This window comes from Olivibacter sp. SDN3 (assembly GCF_014334135.1).
Lineage (GTDB): Bacteria > Bacteroidota > Bacteroidia > Sphingobacteriales > Sphingobacteriaceae > Olivibacter.
Genome location: NZ_CP060497.1, coordinates 2,012,158 through 2,028,922 on the forward strand (window position 1 = coordinate 2,012,158; position 16,765 = coordinate 2,028,922).

Below are 16,765 nucleotides of genomic sequence, written 5' to 3' on the forward strand. Positions count from 1 at the left end.
CTTTTACTTATCTTATTGTCTAGGGATATCTTATTCCTTGCAAGATTGTATTATGAATATAAATAAAAGTAGTAGTCAAGCCAATTTCTAGCGAGTACTTTTACTTTATAAACCTTATCAATTATAACCGGTTAAGCTTTGGGATTTTCGTAAAAGATCGAATACTTATGCATGATATGGATATCACTTAAACTTAAATAATTATGGTGCAGTTAATCAATATGTTGTGGGCATCTAAATTTAGGATGTTCGGTTTGCGGCAAATTACGTGCTTGATACTTATGTACGTTGCCGGTATGCAAACCGTCTTTGCCCAAAGAAGTATCTCGGGTATCGTTACCGATGATAAAGGGGAGGTTATTTCGGGGGTCAGTGTCCGGGTAAAGGATGGCGGCCAATCGGTGGTAACAGATGCTGCGGGTAGATACTCCATCCAATTGCCCAATGAAGAGGAGTTAGAAACATTAGTGTTCACATATGTCGGCATGCGAACGGAAGAACGGTCGGTAGAAGGGCAGACTACCATTAATGTTATGCTATTGCCGGGCGACCAAAGTTTAGATGAAGTGGTCATCGTAGGTTTTGGAGCACAGTCGCGCGAAACGATTACCACTTCCGTATCCAAGCTAGATACGCAGGTATTGGCCAATGTGCCTTTTGCTCATGCCGCTTCAGCCTTGCAGGGAACCTTGCCGGGCGTTCGGGTGCAGAGTACCAGTGGGCAACCAGGAGCCGCACCGCGCGTCATTGTACGGGGCGGAACTTCTATTAATAACCCAAACGGCGCCACGCCCCTGTACATCGTGGATGGAATCATCAGACCACAGATTGATAATATCGCATCGGACGATATCGAGTCCATGCAAGTATTAAAAGATGCGGCGGCGACAGCAATCTATGGCGCACGGGGATCGAATGGCGTTGTTATTGTCACAACAAAATCCGGAAAGTCCGGAGCCGTCAGTGTAAACTATTCCTACGATTACACCTTGTCACGTCCGGGTAGGCTGTACGATATGGCAAATGCGGCCGATTATCTCAATCTCATGCGACCTGGTGAGTTTGCCGATCCGAAATTTCCAAATTCCGAAGCGCGTTTATTACTCCCGATGGGTTACGGCACTGGTAACGATCTTACGAATAGTACAGCGTTTTCCACCCAATATCTCACCGATGCCAATCGGCATAAATTGAATGAAGGTTGGTTAAGTATGCCCGATCCGGTAGATCCTTCACGTACCTTGATTTTTACAGATACGGATTTTCAAGCACTTACTTACCAAACCGGTCATTCGCATAATAACCATGTGGCCATCAATGGCGGAACCGATAAAGCAGTATTCAATGCAGGTTTAGGTTATTTGACCAATCAAGGTACGGTGATTACTACTAAATATAACCGCTTGAGTTTTAATCTGAACGGTAACTTAAAAGTACGGGATAATTTGAGCTTTTCCGGTCGGGCACTTTATAGCAATTCCAAGCAGAATGTACCTTCTACCAGTACGGCGGAAACCTTTTACCGTTCGGCGGGGTTAGCGCCAACAGCCAAATTTACTTTTGAAGACGGAACGCTTGCCCCCGGAACAAACCGTTCGATCGGTAATCCCGTTTATCATTTGAACAACCGGGTATATGATGAATCGGTAGATAATCTCACCTTGTCGCTTGCAGGTAATTGGGAGATCGTACCAGGTTTGACCTTCAAGCCGCAACTATCCACCTTTAGAATCTCCAATGATTCGTACAGTTTTGAACCTGCATTTTGGAATGGTCCACTTGATTATAATGAAACACGTAATGCCAATGGGTCGAATTACCGCTGGATACAAAATCAATTGGACGCCATCTTGACTTATGACAGGGATTTTCAGGCACACCACATCGATGCGATGGCCGGTTTCTCTTATTTTGATCGTCGGGAATCCAGTTTAAGTGCCAGTGGACGCGGCGCATCTAATGATTTAATCCCTACCTTAAATGCGGTGGGTGAACCGACTGCCGTGAACAGTTCTATTTCTGATCAGGTTTTGCTTGGTTATTTTGCCAGTGTGAATTATGATTATGCCAAAAAATACCTCATCACACTCAATATGCGGTACGACGGCGCATCAAATTTAGGGGCCGATCATCAATGGGGTTTCTTTCCCGGTGTATCCTTGGGTTGGAATTTACATCAAGAGGAATTCTGGAAAGCACTTCCCCAAGATTTACTACGGTTTAAACTCAGAGGTAGTTATGGTGAAAATGGTAATATCAGTGGTTTGGGCGATTTTACGGCGCAGGGCGCTTATGGTACAGGAGGTATATATGGAGGGGCAGCCGCTATCCGTAATACCGTTATCCCAAATGCGGAGCTACGCTGGGAGAAATCTAAAACGCTGAATATCGGAGCCGACATTGGTTTATTCAATGGTCGTTTCAATATGCTCTTTGATGCTTATAGACGGGTAACCGATAATTTAATCACTAATCTGCCCTTGCCGGCATCTACCGGTTTTGGTAGTGTGTTAACCAATTTGGGAAGTCTGGAAAACCGGGGGATTGAATTTGAAGTAAATGCCAATTTATTGCCTGCCACTTCCGCCTATCGGTGGCAGCTGTCCTTCAACGCATCGCGGGTAAAAAATAAAATTTTACGTTTACCGCCTAACGGGGTAGAAAATAATCGTGTGGGAGGTTTTTACGTTTGGGATCCTGGTATTAATGACTACGCTTGGAAGGGCGGGCTACAGGAGGGAGGAAGAATGGGCGACTTATACGATCGTTTGCAAATTGGCATTTATCCTACCGATGAAGCGGCAGCCAATGCACCCTTTGATACTTTCATAGCGCTTGATGATCGGACCAAATTCGGCGGAGATACCGAGTGGCAGGATACCGATGGTAATGGCATTATCGATAGTAGAGACTATGTGTATATGGGCAATACCTTTCCGACTTGGACAGGCGGTATGTCTACCAATTTCGGCTATAAGAATTTCAATCTTTACATCCGTGCGGATTACACTACAGGGCACACCATTTTCAACTGGGCTATGATGTTTATGGAAGGAAATCTATATTCGGATGGCAACACCACACAACGTAAGATAGACCGGGCATGGCGGGAACAGGGTGACGTAACCGATATGCCGCGCATGTATTGGGGGGGTGAGCGCATCCAGCGGAATACCTTTAATGGTACAGCCACTACAGGCACTTCTTTCTACTACGAGCGGGGCGATTTTTTAGCTATCCGAGAGGTTACCTTAAGTTATACTTTTCCTGTTGCGCTTGCGCAAAGGATGAAAATGAAGGGCTTACGGCTTAACTTAACAGCCAATAACCTCCACTATTTTACCCGTTATAGTGGTCTAAACCCCGAGGATGGTGCTCAAGATGATGGTCGTTACTCCATGCCTAAGAACTTTATTTTTGGACTCAATGTATCCCTTTAATATGGAAAAGATGATGAAAACTTCGAAAACAACCTTTTACACGATAGCCATCTTTTTATGGATGTGCTGTGGGTCCTGTTCGCGTCAGCTGGATGTATCGCCCACTAGCGTGATCACCACCACTTCCTTTTGGCAGACGGAAGATGACGCCAATGGGGCGCTCACGGGCATGTACATCAGCCTGCGCGATGTGGCCGTAAATATTTATCGCAGTGAAATCCGAAGCGATGTATATGAGGGAGGTGTTTCCGGTACGGGCGGAGACTTTGCGGATATACAGGGAAATACCCTTACGCCAACCAATCCGGGGCATCCGGGCTGGGCGGGTTATTATCGGGCGATAAATGATGCCAATTTGATACTAAAATATGTGCCGGAGATTTCATTCACTTCAGAAGCTGCTAAGCAGCGGATTTTGGCAGAAGCCTATACCACGCGCGCTTATATGCATTACATAATAAGCAAAACATGGGGGGACGCTATCATCCGTGATGAGCCTATCGAATCTTCCAGTGCCGAGGTTACCCAGAGAGAGCGTTCTCCGCAAACAGAAGTCTTTGCTTTTATAAAACAGGATTTGGAACAAGCTATTGCCCTTTTTCCAGACGACAGCTTTCCCAGTGGCCGGATGCGCTGGTCGCGTGCGGCTGCCAACGCAGTGAAAGCTGATGTGAACTTGTTTACCGGAAAACGCTTAGGGGGAGGTAGTGCTGATTTTAGTAACGCCTTAGCGGCAATTGAAGCAATTGAGGGAACGGATACCGGCTTGCTACCCGATTTTGCCGATATTTTCCGGTATGATAATAAAGGTAACCGCGAATTACTGATGGTGATTCATCATGATGTGATTGAAGGAGGGTTATTTCTGCATTTTACTTGGTTCGGGTCGCAACTTCCCGCAAATGTAGGCGAAGAAAGTAGGAACCTGATTTTACCAACTGGAAATGGTATTGGCTTATTGGTGGCTACACAACTTGTTCGTAATCAGTTTTCTATGACAGATAGTCGCCGCGACGCTACCTTCCACGAAGTATTTGCCTACGATGCCAATGGTAATGCTACCTATTATACCAATGTCAATCTTAAATTCAGCGGTATTGTTGAGGGCGGAACCCGCTATTTTACCAACGACGCCATTTTATACCGTTATGCAGATGTCTTGCTAATGAAAGCAGAGGCAAAAAACGCGTTGGGGCAAGATCCTTCGGTAGAAATGAACGAAATCCGTAGACGGGCTTTCGGATCTGCGTTCAATAATCATATTTTTGTGAACGGCAGCCAGGAAGAGAATGAAACACTTATTCTCCGCGAAAGATTATTGGAATTGCTATTTGAAGGTAAACGTTGGGATGATTTGGTACGATACGGGAAAGTTTTTGATATCGTACCCAATTTGCAATCGAGACGTGATGAGCAGCATTTGCTGTTGTTTCCCATTGGCAATAATATCTTGAATACAGAACCACTGGTTGTTCAAAACCCAGGTTATGAATAATTGATCGGATAGGAAAAGTCTGTGTTCTAAGGCAGTAGCTAACCATAAAATAAAAAAATAAATTTCGAATGCAATTAAGAGAATGTTTACTGTTTATCTGCTGTTTGGGTGCGCTGTTTCCTTTGATAAGCTGCCAGTCTGAAGGCAGCGATGCCCGGTTGAATAAAATGGCCGACAGCGATGTCAGGATAACCTTGTATCCCCAGAAAGATGAATCGGGACAAGCCGTTAAGGGGATACCTGCCTACGACGGAATGGAGATCGACTACCAGAAGGGAGAAAGGAACCGCTTACATATTTCTTTTGGAGACCCGGTCATTGTTAGCAAAGCTAGGGATCCGCAACCTTGGGGCCATTATCAATTTCCTACACTTCATCATTATTTAGACAGCCAATTGGTTGCCCGTATCCACTTATCGGATGATGCGGTAGCCTCATACGGAAAAACACGTTATTTATACGCAGCATCGGGGGATGATGGAACAACTTGGAAAATACTGGAAGCATCGCAGGATTCGGTGGAGCAGGAGCTGGCAGAGGGAGTCCTCTTGCCTAACGGAGACCGTATAAAAATCACTACTCCGCCTTCCATTCACGAACGGGATCTGCACTTACCCGAATCTGTAGGGAAGACAATCAATAACTTCAACTTATATCCGTTGGAGTTACTACCCAAGGAGCGGCAGGGCATATTTCTGACACGCTTGCCAAAAGGCAGTAAGCATTGGCAAACCGAACAGGCAAAGTTACTGGATTCGTTGGCGCTTCGGTATACGATCAAAGGAGAAATGCCTGTCGTTTGGTGGGGAGATTTGCACTTGGGGGCTGATGGTTCTATTTATGCCGGTGTTTATCCCGGCTACTATCTGCGTGACGACGGAACCGTAGATCCGCGTTCCGGCATTTTCTTTTACCAATCGACAGATATGGGGCATACCTGGGAAATTCAAGGTCGGATACCCTATGCCTTCGACCATAACTTACATGCAGAAGGGGAGCGCTTCGCTGGTTTTACAGAACCGACCTTTGAAATCTTGCCAGATAGCAGTTTCCTTTGTGTGATGCGTACGACCGATGAAATCAACGGCCCCATGTATGCCAGCAGATCAACCGATAAGGGGGTCACATGGACGAAACCCGCTGTATTATCGGCGACAGGCGTGCTGCCCAGACTCTTACAACTCGAAAACGGAATCTTGGTGTTGTCCTATGGGCGGCCGGGTGTGCAGTTGCGCTTTTCTCAGGATGGCGGAGATACATGGACGGAGGCTTTTGAGATGCTGCCTTACGATGTTATCGATAACGTCGATTGGTTTACCACCTGCGGATATACGAGTTTACTGCCTTTGGACAGCGACCGTTTTCTATTAATTTATTCCGATTTTTTTACTATGAATGAACGCGGCGAGTTGCGAAAATCGATCAAAGTGCGTGAAATCGATGTGACTGCAATCTCTAAATAAAATTTTATGTTTTCGAAGCTTTTAATTTTTCGTTTTTCGGTATTTATATTTTTGGTTTGGTTAGTAGTGAGTGGTTTTTGTCCAACTGGGCAAAAGCCCTCACTTCAGGACAGTATCATTCATTACAGCAGATCGGAACGTTATGTTCCACGTTTGCTTTTCGACTATTACCATCACCAAGGGCCAAATACTAAAGTGGGAAATTATTTGGTGACAGGCAACTGGGTGGATAACGGCGGGCGTTATGGTTGGGACGATTTTGTACACACCAATACCTTTGATCCTCTTTTTGTTGCGTTAGAATCTGATTATGCCATTGCTATGCTGCAAACGCCTTATAATCGTGCACTACTCGATAGCACCGAGGCGGTGGTTTTGGTTAGCCCCGATAACCCGAGGATAGTGCCTTCCACGCACGTGTTGAGTGACGAGGAGCTCCGCATGCTCATCGATTATGTACACCAAGGCGGGAGTTTGATGATTATTATCAATAGCGGTGGCGACGATCGGGTACACGAAGAGTTTGAGCAAGTTCAATTGCGGAAACTAGCCAATACATTTGGGCTCGATTGGAACAATGATGATACACATTACTCTGATAATCAAATAAAAGCCGGGCATCCCTATTTTTACGATGTACCTGTTTTTCACTATGGTGCCGGATGTACATTAAAGATACTACCTGAGGCGGAGCATCCCGAAACATTACTTGAGGTCTATTCTGATGCCGGGTATCCTGATCGCGCCGTACGCGGTCCGGGCATTGTAATGGTGAGGCCTGGAAAAGGAAAGGTTTTGTTAGTAGGAGATACGGGGTCTTGGACTGGAAACATGGCCAGACCTTGGGCAGATAATGAAAAAATTCTGAAACAATTGTTTCGTTATCTCAAACCAGATAGAGGTGTCAGATCAGCTCAACTGGACGATAATCAATCGCTTACGTATTCCGTTACGGTGGCCGGTTTACAGGCAATACCGGTACAAAACTCGCTCCTGCATATCCAACGCCCGTTATACCAGGTTTTCTCTCCGAGGGAAAAAACCGACATGCCGTTTATCGAGGCAAATGCGAAGTTGCGTATCAGTGCTAAGCCTCAGCAGAATTCTGAAGTAATGCGCATGCAGGCGGCGATTGAGCACTTTCGTTGGTTTGACGATTCCAGCAGCTTCACCGGAAATGAATCCATAACCTACACTGCGAGCAAACAGGGAAAAGTTTCAGGAGTTGAAGCCGATGGTGATCATGCGCTTTGGTTGGCACCCGATATTTCCTTACTTAATGCACTGTTACCGGTAGACGGCCTACGGGTTGGCGATCATTGGGAATCGTTAGAAAGCCTTCGTATTCCTTCTTTGCGTGCAACGGATATACCGCCCGTTAAAACCTTGGAGATGCGCATTACCTATGTTTCCGACACATTGGTGGAAGGTCGGCCGTGCCGCCTGTTACGCGCCTCGGGCGAAATTTGGTTGAATGATCTGGGCGTAGGGATAGAAGACCTCTTACCTTTAGAGGAATCCCGTAGGGTTGGTGGTTTACGATATGCATTTTATCATGAGCGTGGCGGAAAGTTGCTTTTTAAGCGGGAACAATGGGTGGATGCCCGTGACGGCACGGTGATAAAAGCCCGTATGCAGTCGCGAATACTTACCTGGGTACACGATAAAAGGAAGACAATCAAAGAGAATAATGCCGATCGGGATACCGAAATGCTAGCCTCTTTGGCCCATGTGATTACATTTGATTTGGACGACGTTTCACTGGAAGCAAATGAAACCAAAAAAGGAGAAATAAAACATGAATAATCCACGGAAAAGAATACTTGCGCTTAGCATAGTCTATTTTTGCACTATCGCTTTGAGTGGAGCCATGCAGGCACAACAAGTCTCGGGAGATAGGCCAGGTCTTCAGGTGAAAAAAATAAAAGATTTTGTTATCTATAAAGACACCCTCTTTCATGCAGCATTTCCTTCCATTGTGCAATGTGTTGATAGCACTTATTTATTGGCATTCCGTCGGGCACCGGAACGAAGGAATTACGGTGAATCGGGCTTCAATCACATTGATCCCAATAGTTACCTGGTTTCACTCCGTTCTACTGATGGCGAACATTGGAGCGAGTCGCCCTCGTTGCTTTATGCTCATCCCTTCGGTGGATCTCAGGATCCTTGCTTACTACGCTTACGGGATGGCACCATTCTTTGCGCCAGCTATGGCTGGGCACCGATGTCGGCGGAAGCGCTAGCTGCTATCCAAAAACCTTATTTTGAAGCTTCAGGTTCACTTTTTCTAGGAGGATACCTGTTACGCTCAACCGATAATGGGGAACATTGGGAAGAACCCATATACCCACCGGCGGTTCCCGCAGAAATCAATCACACCTTGTTTCAGCGCGCTGTACCGGCTTATAATCGGGGAGCGTTGTGCGAAGGAAAAGACGGGCGGTTATTCTGGGTGATTGCTGCTACAGATCGGGAAGAACCGCAAAAGACTTCCAATCATTTACTTGTTTCAGATGATCAGGGACGCAGCTGGGAGTACAGCTGCCCGGTTGCGACAGATGAAGAAGTTTCCTTCAATGAGGCTTCCGTATATGAAACACCCGATGGTGAGTTACTGGCATTTTTACGTACTGAAAATTTCGGCGATACGGCTTGTATAGCTCGTTCAACCGATGGAGGAAAAAGCTTTCAGAAGTGGCAACCTATGGGTTTTAAAGGGCACCCATTACAAGCGCATCGTTTACCCAATGAACAAGTTTTACTCGTATATGGGTATCGGCACCAGCCCTTTGGCATCCGGGCCAAATTACTCAATGCCTCGTGTACAGATTTTGAGACAGCCCCCGAAATCGTGTTACGTGACGATGGCGGTAACGGTGATTTAGGTTACCCCTGGTCGGTACAACTGGATGAGCACCGTGTGCTGGTGGTATATTACTACAATAGGCAGACAACCGATAACCGTCATATTGCCGGGACCTTATTAGAAATAAAATAATTTATATTATTCAATATTGAGAAACGCATTTATTGCCATGGAAAAGAAAGCAGAAGAAACCGTAAAGATGTCATTCGATAGGGATGGTTACGTATTTATTCCACAGTTTATGGATGCTCATACCTTTACGCAATTGAAGGAGACCTTAGACAATTTTATCGAAAACATAGCCCCCGGTATGCCTGCAGAACATGCTTTTTATGAAGACCCGGTAGACCGGAAATCCCTGAAGCAAATGTTTCATTTATCCGATTATGACCCTTTTTTTGCCCATTTGCTGCACGATAGTGATTTTAAAAAGTTAGCTGAGGTCCTGTTGGGTGAACCCATCGCCAAGGGATATGTAGAGTATTTCAATAAGCCTCCCGGTATTGGGCAAGCTACTCCACCACATCAGGATTGCTATTATTTTATGTTGACGCCACCACAGGCCATTACCTTTTGGATACCTATCGAAGATGTGGATGAGGAAAATGGTTGTTTGCGTTATGTGCGGGGGTCGCATGTGAAAGGGATGCGTCCACATGGCAGGAATAACACCTTGGGCTTTTCCCAGTGTATCGTGGATTTTGGAAAGCCAGAAGATATTGCCAATGAAATGCCTATGCACGCAAAGACAGGCGATATACTGGTTCATCATGGTATGACCATTCATCGGGCGGATGGTAATCACAGTAAAACCCGTTCCCGAAGGGTAATAGGCTTGGTTTATTTTGGACAATCAGCCGTTGAAGATGTTGCGGCAAAAAAGGCCTATCAGGAAAAACTTAAAAAAGAAAGACAGGAGTAAGTGTATCGATGATTCGTTATATCCTTTTTGTAATGAGCTTGATTTACGCGTATAAGCTCCACGCGGGTACCGATCGTCTGGAACGATGCCGATCGGACCTTATACAGCTACTGCATGATGAGCAGGGCTGGATCAAGGTTCATGCAGCGGAATACCTGCTGCAATTAGGGGAATATCGGGAGGGCATAGCATCGGTCTTTCATAAGGAAGATAGTCTATATGGAGATGTTCCAGCGTATCGCATAGGTATATGGCGAGTATTAGCACAGACTGATAATGAGGAAATACGCAGTAGCTACCTTGGGCGTATAAAAGCGGTCTTTTACGATACCAGCGCCAATGATCGCCTACACGCCATAGAAACCTTGGCTAAACTTCGCGAGCCCTTATCGCTAAAGGATTCTTTGGTTTCCGAGGCGTTGCAATCACGGCTAGTGCCCATGATGCTCTATACTAAATGGAACGCGGCTTATCATAGCGTAGACATGCAACGGCAGGTTAGCGATGAACTGGCGATGATGTTACTCGATGGAAAATCCCGTTTATCGGTGGACGAGCAGAAAACAGCCTGTTATGTCATCCGGCAATTAGATCGGTTGAGTATTAAATGTTGGCAGGCATTACATGATTTCGCACTATCGGAGCTATCGAATTCTCCGATAAAAGTAACCTTATATAGTACGCTTTACAAAACAAAACCAAGAGCAATAATCGATCGGGTATTAAAAAACGAACTGGAAGCGGTAGCTATTGATAGTCCGGATGTCATAACGGTATTAACCGTTTTGTGTGCAAAGGGTTCGGCAGATGATCGTGCACATCTGGAGCGTTTTTACCTATCTTTAAGCAACCGGGCTTTGCCTCATTATGACGCAGATAAACATGCTGCGTCAGCTTACGCGTTGTATTCACTAGCATACCGCATTAAAATGAAAGAACAATGAATAAAAGGATATATGCATGGCTGGTGGTCGTCTTGCTTTGTGTAGTTGGTTGTTTGAATTATTTGGACCGCACGATGATTACCACGATGCGTGCATCCATTATTCAGGCCATTCCGATGACGGATGGGCAATTTGGGCTGTTGACGTCTGTTTTTCTCTGGACTTATGGTGCACTTAGTCCAATAGCTGGCTACCTGGCCGATCGCTTTAATCGAAGTAGGGTCATAATAGCCAGTCTGTTCATTTGGTCGGCCGTTACCTGGCTAACGGCTTATGCCAATAGTTTTGAGCACTTGCTCATCACACGTATTTTGATGGGATTCAGCGAAGCCTGTTACATTCCAGCAGCCTTGGCACTGATCATGGATTATCATCGGGGTGAAACCCGTTCATTTGCCAATAGTATGCATATGGCGGGTGTCATGGTGGGGCAAAGCCTGGGTTTTGTTGGTGGTTGGCTCGCTGAGCGCCATACCTGGAATTTTGCTTTTTTTATTTTCGGATTTATAGGAATGGGCTATGCACTCCTATTGCTGTTTACCTTGAAAGATGAACGAAAAGAAGAGGATGTGGTTGCTCACGTGTTACCCGTTCCGTTAGTTCCTTCAAATGATGTGCGTTTCACGAAGGCCATCCGCGTACTTTTCAGTAATAAACAGTATCTTTTGGCTTTAGCTGCCTGGTGTTTACTGGGTATTGTGGGCTGGTTGATTGTTGGATGGCTTCCAACTTATTTTAAAGAGCATTTTGCGTTGTCACAGACCAAGGCGGGTATTTATGCTACTGGGTATTTTCACACGGCTGCATTGATCGGTGTGTTGGTTGGTGGCCTATTGGCCGATCGTTGGGCTAAGGTGCATCCCCGTGGCCGTATTTTGCTGCCCACTGTGGGACTGTTGGTTGCAGCGCCCGCTATCTATCTGGCAAGCACAACAAATATCTTGGCAGTGGCTATTTTTTGTTTCATGTTATTTGCCTTTACCCGTATTTTTACAGATGGTAACATGATGCCCATTTTATGTTTAATTACCGATAGGCGGTACCGGGCCACGGGTTATGGCGTACTGAACCTCTTCAGTTGTTTAATTGGTGGACTAGGTATTTATATTGGTGGTATCATGCGTGACGCGGCGATCAACTTAAGTGTATTGTTTCAGATAGCCACGCTTATCATATTGAGTTGTGCTTTCCTGTTATATAGGATAAGGCCTTCGTCGAGGTATGAAGAGTCAACAAAAATCAAATAAATTAGCGATGATGAGAAAAAGTACCGTTTTGGAAAAGCTTCGCAGTAATCAAAAGGCAAGTTGTTTTAAGGTAAACCTCAAAGACGCCCAGGTAGCCGAGATAGCGGCTATACAGGGTTTCGATTGCATTTGGGTAGACTTGGAGCACATCGGGCAGGACTGGTCGGTTATTGCTGCCCACGTATGGGCAACAAAGGCACACCGAGCAGATCTCATGGTACGGGTGCCAAGGGGAGCATACAGCGATTATATCCGACCTTTGGAACTGGATGCTACCGGTATTCTTGTCCCTCATGTGATGAGCCTCCAAGATGCCAAGGATATCATTTATCAAACGCGTTTTTTCCCTTTGGGACGTCGCCCGTTGGATGGCGGCAATGCCGATGCCGCGTATACGCATATCGGTTTAGATGAATACCTGTCCAGTGCCAATCGCGAACGCTTCATCGCTTTGCAAATTGAAGACCCCGAGCCTTTACCTGAATTGGAGGCTATAGCCCAGCTGGAAGGTTTTGATATGTTATTTTTTGGACCGGGAGATTTCAGTCAGGGTATCGGTGCTCCGGGGCAATGGGATCATCCTTTGCTCGTAGATGCCCGAAAGCGTGTAGCGGCCGTTGCCAATCAATATGGAAAATTTGCGGCAACGGTAGGCAGCCCCGAAACCCTGGAAAGTCTATTTGCGATGGGCTACCACTTGGTAAGCGTAGGAGCCGATGTAGTGGGGTTATCGCAGTATTGCCAACGCATGGCCGCAGCTTTTGTCGGTCTGGATTCGTCGGATACTACCGGAACCTATTATGAACGACCCTAAAAACTGAAGTACTATGAAGCAAAGAAGATTAGGAAATACGGGTATAGATGTATCTGAGCTCGCTTTCGGTGGAGTGGAGATTGGCATGCCTTATGGCCTGCATGCACAGGCAGGGGCGGCGGGGCTTATGGATGCTTCCAGTGCCATTGCTTTGTTACATCAAGCGCTAGATCGCGGGATCAATTTCTATGATACGGCGAGGCTCTATGGAAATAGTGAAGCGTTCATGGGAAAAGCCTTTGCCGGTAAGCGGTCGGCAGTGGTATTCGCAACGAAATGCCGTCACTTCAAGGATCCTGCTGGGCAGATTCCTGCATACGGACCTTTAAGGAAGCTGGTAGAGAGCTCCCTTCAGGAAAGCCTTAGAGCCTTGCAGACAGATTATATAGATGTCTTTATGGTGCATTATGCCGATCTGGCCATTTTAGAAAATGAAGACGTCCAGCGCGTTTTTACAGCGCTCCGTTCTGCAGGTACGGTACGGGCAATTGGCGTTTCCGTTTATGAACCTTCCGAAACTCAGCAAGCGTTGGAAGCGGGTTGTTGGGACCTTATACAATTGCCATTCAATTTAATGGATCAGCGTCAACGGGTATTTTTTGACGAAGCTGCACGGCGTGGTATTGGTATTGTGGCTCGGTCGGTGCTCCTGCGCGGTTTGTTAAGTGACCGGAATGTCGATTGGCATCCAGCCTTAAAAAAAGTAGAGCAGCATATTGCTTCCTATCAGGCACTGGTTAGGCCACCAATTCGGCATTTAGCTCAACTGGCTACCAAATTTGTCTTGAGTTATCCGGCTGTAACTTCGGTATTGGTGGGCTTAGACAAAGAAGAATATCTGGAAGAAGCTATTAGCACCGCGTTGGGTGATCATTTGGATGAGCATTTGTTCCAAAAGGCCATTGCGATGGCCTACCCGGATCCTGATTTTTTAAATTTGGCTAATTGGGATAGGAGGGGATGGATATGATACGTTTAGGAATTATTGGGATGAGTGTTGGGAATGCACACCCTTATTCATGGTCGTCTATTATCAACGGTTCTTTTGATCCGGCAGAGATTGCGCGTGTAGGTTATCCTGCGGTAGCCGCCTATTTGACAGCCAATGCCGATACCCTGGGCATTGATGGAACGCAGGTTACACACGTATGGTGCCAAGAGGAGTCTGTTGCCCGTAGTATCGCACGGTCTGCTGCTATTCCACATGTGGTCAACCGGATGGAGGACATGATCGGCCATGTGGATGCGGTTATCCTCGCTCGGGACGATCCCGGTCAGCATATGCAGATGGCAAGCCCGTTTTTGGCTGCGGATGTTCCGCTATTTATCGACAAGCCCTTATCGGTAACTATGGAAGAGCTGCATTGGTTTTCGCAGCAGGAAGCCGCTGGTAAATTCTTGATGTCCTGTTCGTCGATGCGCTATGCCGCAGAGTGCCGGACAGCCAAGACATTTTTGCCGGCGTTGGGTGAGTTACAGCTGGTAACTGCCGTGGGGAAAAAAGACTGGACAACTTATGGTATACACATGGTGGAGGGGCTGTCTGGTATGCTTGAAGACCCTTTACCCAAGCGGGTACAATATGTAGGTGCGCCCGATCGTGATATTGTGCTTGTCGATTTTGCCGCCGGTTTTACTGCATCCTTTCATCTCTTTAAACACATATCGCCAACCTTTCAGTTTACTTTTTACGGTAAAGAAGGGTGGCATCAGGTAGAAATTCAAAATTCCTATATCATGTTTAAGGAAACCATTCTTACTTTCGTGAAGTCTTTAAGGGCGAAGAGAGCCTTATTGTCTTTTACCAAGACCTATCGCGTCATCGAAATTGTATCTAAGGCCTTGGAAAGTAAAGCATTGAACGGTAATCCTGTGGTGATTCATCCTTAATATACACGTATGCATATCCATAAATTATTAGACTTAACGAAGAAAGTTATCCTGGTTACAGGTGGTTCAGGAAATTACGGTCGTAACATTGTAGAGGGGTTGGCAGAAGCAGGAGCAACGGTAATTACTACTTCCCGCGATTTATCCAGAGCAGCAAGTACTGCAGCCACTTTTCGGGCTTCCGGGTATGCGGTATTTGCTTTAGCTGTTGATCAATCTGATGCTACGAGTATAAAGGAGTTGAAGGAAAAAATTTTGACAGATTTTGGGCGTCTGGACGTTTTTGTAAACAATGCCGTGTCTAGACCAATGACGGGGTACAGTGCACCGGTGGATCAATTTGAAAAATCGATGCAGGTAAATGCTTCAGGGATGTTTCATTTATTGCGTGAAATGACTGATCTTATTGTAAACGCAGGAGGGGGAAGTGTGATTAATATTGCGTCTATGATGGGCGTGAGAGGTCCTGATCTTTCTAACTATGAAGGAACTTCCATGGGCAATCCTCCTCCAGACTATTTTTTTCATAACGCTGGACTTATTAATTTAAGTCGATATATGGCCAAGGTCATGGCAGGGAAAAATATTCGCTTTAATTGCATCAGCCCAGGGGGATTATTTAATAATCAGCCTGCACGTTTTGTTGAAAACTATTGTAAAAAGGTTCCTTTGGGTCGTATGGCCAATGCAGATGATATCAAAGGTTTAGTTGTGCTACTGTCGTCAGATGCCGGTGCCTATATAAACGGCGAAAATATTCTCTTAGATGGAGGTATGCATGCTTAAGCGGGCTGGAGTAAAACGGTCTTCCGATACTCACTGGGAGACATACCTTTTAATTTTTTAAACTGCCTATTAAAGTTTGCCAGATTATTAAAACCACATTCGTACGCTATTTCTACAATATTGAGGTGGTAATCGTCGCTTAATAGTTTACATACATAACCGATCCGGATGGTATTTAAGTATTCGACGAAAGTCATGCGATAATGTTCTTTGAAGAAATTGCAGAAGGTCGTCGTAGCCATATTTGCCTGATCGGCCACTTCATTCAAGGTTATTTCCTTATTAAAATTCCTTAGAATATAATCCGTGATCTTACTGAAGCGATCTGTAGAGTTTTCCCGTTTATAGAGCATATATGTCGGGCTTGCCAAAGGTTCGTATTCCCTATAATAGCAAAGAATATCGAAGATATGTAGTAAGGAGGCCAGACGTCTCACGGCACTTTCCTGCATTATTTTTCGGATGATATGACTGATCTGTTTTTTGGCCTCTCCCTGTATAACCAAACCGCGGCCGGATAGTTGCAGAATTTTCTTCAGGGGTTCGAATTCCGGAATGTTGAAAAAATTTTCTCCAAGAAAGTCCTCTTTGAAATGAATGACCATTGCATCGGCTTTCCGTATCCCGGTACCATTGGTATAGATGGGGTCGTTTACCCAAACATGAGGAAGGGATGGACCCATAAAAACCAAGTCGCCTTCACCGAAGTAACCGATATGGTCTCCAACCATCCGTCTGCCGGTACTTTTATTAACTAGGCAAAATTCGTATTCCGGATGGTAGTGCCAAGGGCAGGGAAAGAAAGGACCTTTTTCATTAAAAACAACAAAGGACTTATCGAAGTCTTTCGGAAGGCGGTATTCTACAGCTTTCATAACAAAAACGGTTAAGTTGG

General features: G+C 45.6%; 13 protein-coding genes. 12 read left to right on the forward strand and 1 reads right to left on the reverse strand.

All coding sequences use genetic code 11. The features are described from left to right. Positions 1-203: 203 nt before the first annotated feature. The 12 genes from H8S90_RS08260 (at position 204) to H8S90_RS08315 (ending at position 15,870) form a co-directional block, all read left to right on the forward strand. On the forward strand, positions 204-3,440 hold the full coding sequence (locus H8S90_RS08260) for a TonB-dependent receptor (protein ID WP_255501866.1): 3,237 nt from the start codon (positions 204-206) through the stop codon (positions 3,438-3,440). A gap of 10 nt (positions 3,441-3,450) precedes the next feature. Continuing rightward, positions 3,451-4,935: a RagB/SusD family nutrient uptake outer membrane protein gene (locus tag H8S90_RS08265; protein ID WP_222852261.1), complete on the forward strand. Its 1,485-nt coding sequence runs from the start codon at positions 3,451-3,453 to the stop codon at positions 4,933-4,935. A gap of 68 nt (positions 4,936-5,003) precedes the next feature. Next, positions 5,004-6,398 (forward strand): sialidase family protein, encoded by a 1,395-nt coding sequence (locus H8S90_RS08270; RefSeq protein ID WP_187342082.1) that lies wholly within the window; start codon positions 5,004-5,006, stop codon positions 6,396-6,398. 6 nt (positions 6,399-6,404) lie between these two features. Further along, positions 6,405-8,204 carry a hypothetical protein gene (locus H8S90_RS08275; RefSeq protein ID WP_187342083.1) on the forward strand — a complete coding sequence of 600 codons (1,800 nt, stop codon included), beginning with the start codon at positions 6,405-6,407 and terminating at the stop codon, positions 8,202-8,204. After that, entirely contained in the window at positions 8,197-9,399 is a 1,203-nt protein-coding gene (locus H8S90_RS08280; RefSeq protein WP_187342084.1) for a sialidase family protein, read from the forward strand. Before H8S90_RS08275 ends, H8S90_RS08280 begins: the two co-directional genes overlap by 8 nt. 37 nt (positions 9,400-9,436) lie before the next feature. Beyond that, positions 9,437-10,189 carry a phytanoyl-CoA dioxygenase family protein gene (locus tag H8S90_RS08285; protein WP_187342085.1) on the forward strand — a complete coding sequence of 251 codons (753 nt, stop codon included), beginning with the start codon at positions 9,437-9,439 and terminating at the stop codon, positions 10,187-10,189. A gap of 32 nt (positions 10,190-10,221) precedes the next feature. Then, positions 10,222-11,133 (forward strand): hypothetical protein, encoded by a 912-nt coding sequence (locus tag H8S90_RS08290; RefSeq protein WP_187342086.1) that lies wholly within the window; start codon positions 10,222-10,224, stop codon positions 11,131-11,133. Further along, entirely contained in the window at positions 11,130-12,380 is a 1,251-nt protein-coding gene (locus tag H8S90_RS08295) for an MFS transporter (protein ID WP_187342087.1), read from the forward strand. Before H8S90_RS08290 ends, H8S90_RS08295 begins: the two co-directional genes overlap by 4 nt. A 7-nt stretch (positions 12,381-12,387) precedes the next feature. Then, positions 12,388-13,194 carry an HpcH/HpaI aldolase/citrate lyase family protein gene (locus H8S90_RS08300; protein WP_187342088.1) on the forward strand — a complete coding sequence of 269 codons (807 nt, stop codon included), beginning with the start codon at positions 12,388-12,390 and terminating at the stop codon, positions 13,192-13,194. A 13-nt stretch (positions 13,195-13,207) separates the two neighbouring features. Continuing rightward, complete coding sequence (locus H8S90_RS08305) at positions 13,208-14,164, forward strand: aldo/keto reductase (protein WP_187342089.1); 957 nt, start codon at positions 13,208-13,210, stop codon at positions 14,162-14,164. After that, entirely contained in the window at positions 14,161-15,084 is a 924-nt protein-coding gene (locus H8S90_RS08310) for a Gfo/Idh/MocA family oxidoreductase (RefSeq protein WP_187342090.1), read from the forward strand. The genes H8S90_RS08305 and H8S90_RS08310 overlap by 4 nt, the downstream gene beginning before the upstream one ends. A 9-nt stretch (positions 15,085-15,093) precedes the next feature. Beyond that, on the forward strand, positions 15,094-15,870 hold the full coding sequence (locus H8S90_RS08315) for an SDR family oxidoreductase (protein ID WP_187342091.1): 777 nt from the start codon (positions 15,094-15,096) through the stop codon (positions 15,868-15,870). Here the strand turns inward: H8S90_RS08315 and H8S90_RS08320 are convergent. After that, the gene (locus tag H8S90_RS08320) at positions 15,867-16,745 is read right to left on the reverse strand and encodes an AraC family transcriptional regulator (RefSeq protein ID WP_187342092.1); all 879 of its coding nucleotides are present in this window, start codon (positions 16,743-16,745) and stop codon (positions 15,867-15,869) included. The genes H8S90_RS08315 and H8S90_RS08320 overlap by 4 nt on opposite strands. Positions 16,746-16,765: the final 20 nt, after the last annotated feature.

Excerpts from the sequence above, each read along its gene's own strand:
- H8S90_RS08260 (WP_255501866.1), top strand. The coding sequence starts at position 204 with ATGGTGCAGTTAATCAATATGTTGTGGGCATCTAAATTTAGGATGTTC.
- H8S90_RS08265 (WP_222852261.1), top strand. The coding sequence starts at position 3,451 with ATGATGAAAACTTCGAAAACAACCTTTTACACGATAGCCATCTTTTTA.
- H8S90_RS08270 (WP_187342082.1), top strand. The coding sequence starts at position 5,004 with ATGCAATTAAGAGAATGTTTACTGTTTATCTGCTGTTTGGGTGCGCTG.
- H8S90_RS08275 (WP_187342083.1), top strand. The coding sequence starts at position 6,405 with ATGTTTTCGAAGCTTTTAATTTTTCGTTTTTCGGTATTTATATTTTTG.
- H8S90_RS08280 (WP_187342084.1), top strand. The coding sequence starts at position 8,197 with ATGAATAATCCACGGAAAAGAATACTTGCGCTTAGCATAGTCTATTTT.
- H8S90_RS08285 (WP_187342085.1), top strand. The coding sequence starts at position 9,437 with ATGGAAAAGAAAGCAGAAGAAACCGTAAAGATGTCATTCGATAGGGAT.
- H8S90_RS08290 (WP_187342086.1), top strand. The coding sequence starts at position 10,222 with ATGAGCTTGATTTACGCGTATAAGCTCCACGCGGGTACCGATCGTCTG.
- H8S90_RS08295 (WP_187342087.1), top strand. The coding sequence starts at position 11,130 with ATGAATAAAAGGATATATGCATGGCTGGTGGTCGTCTTGCTTTGTGTA.
- H8S90_RS08300 (WP_187342088.1), top strand. The coding sequence starts at position 12,388 with ATGATGAGAAAAAGTACCGTTTTGGAAAAGCTTCGCAGTAATCAAAAG.
- H8S90_RS08305 (WP_187342089.1), top strand. The coding sequence starts at position 13,208 with ATGAAGCAAAGAAGATTAGGAAATACGGGTATAGATGTATCTGAGCTC.
- H8S90_RS08310 (WP_187342090.1), top strand. The coding sequence starts at position 14,161 with ATGATACGTTTAGGAATTATTGGGATGAGTGTTGGGAATGCACACCCT.
- H8S90_RS08315 (WP_187342091.1), top strand. The coding sequence starts at position 15,094 with ATGCATATCCATAAATTATTAGACTTAACGAAGAAAGTTATCCTGGTT.
- H8S90_RS08320 (WP_187342092.1), bottom strand. The coding sequence starts at position 16,745 with ATGAAAGCTGTAGAATACCGCCTTCCGAAAGACTTCGATAAGTCCTTT.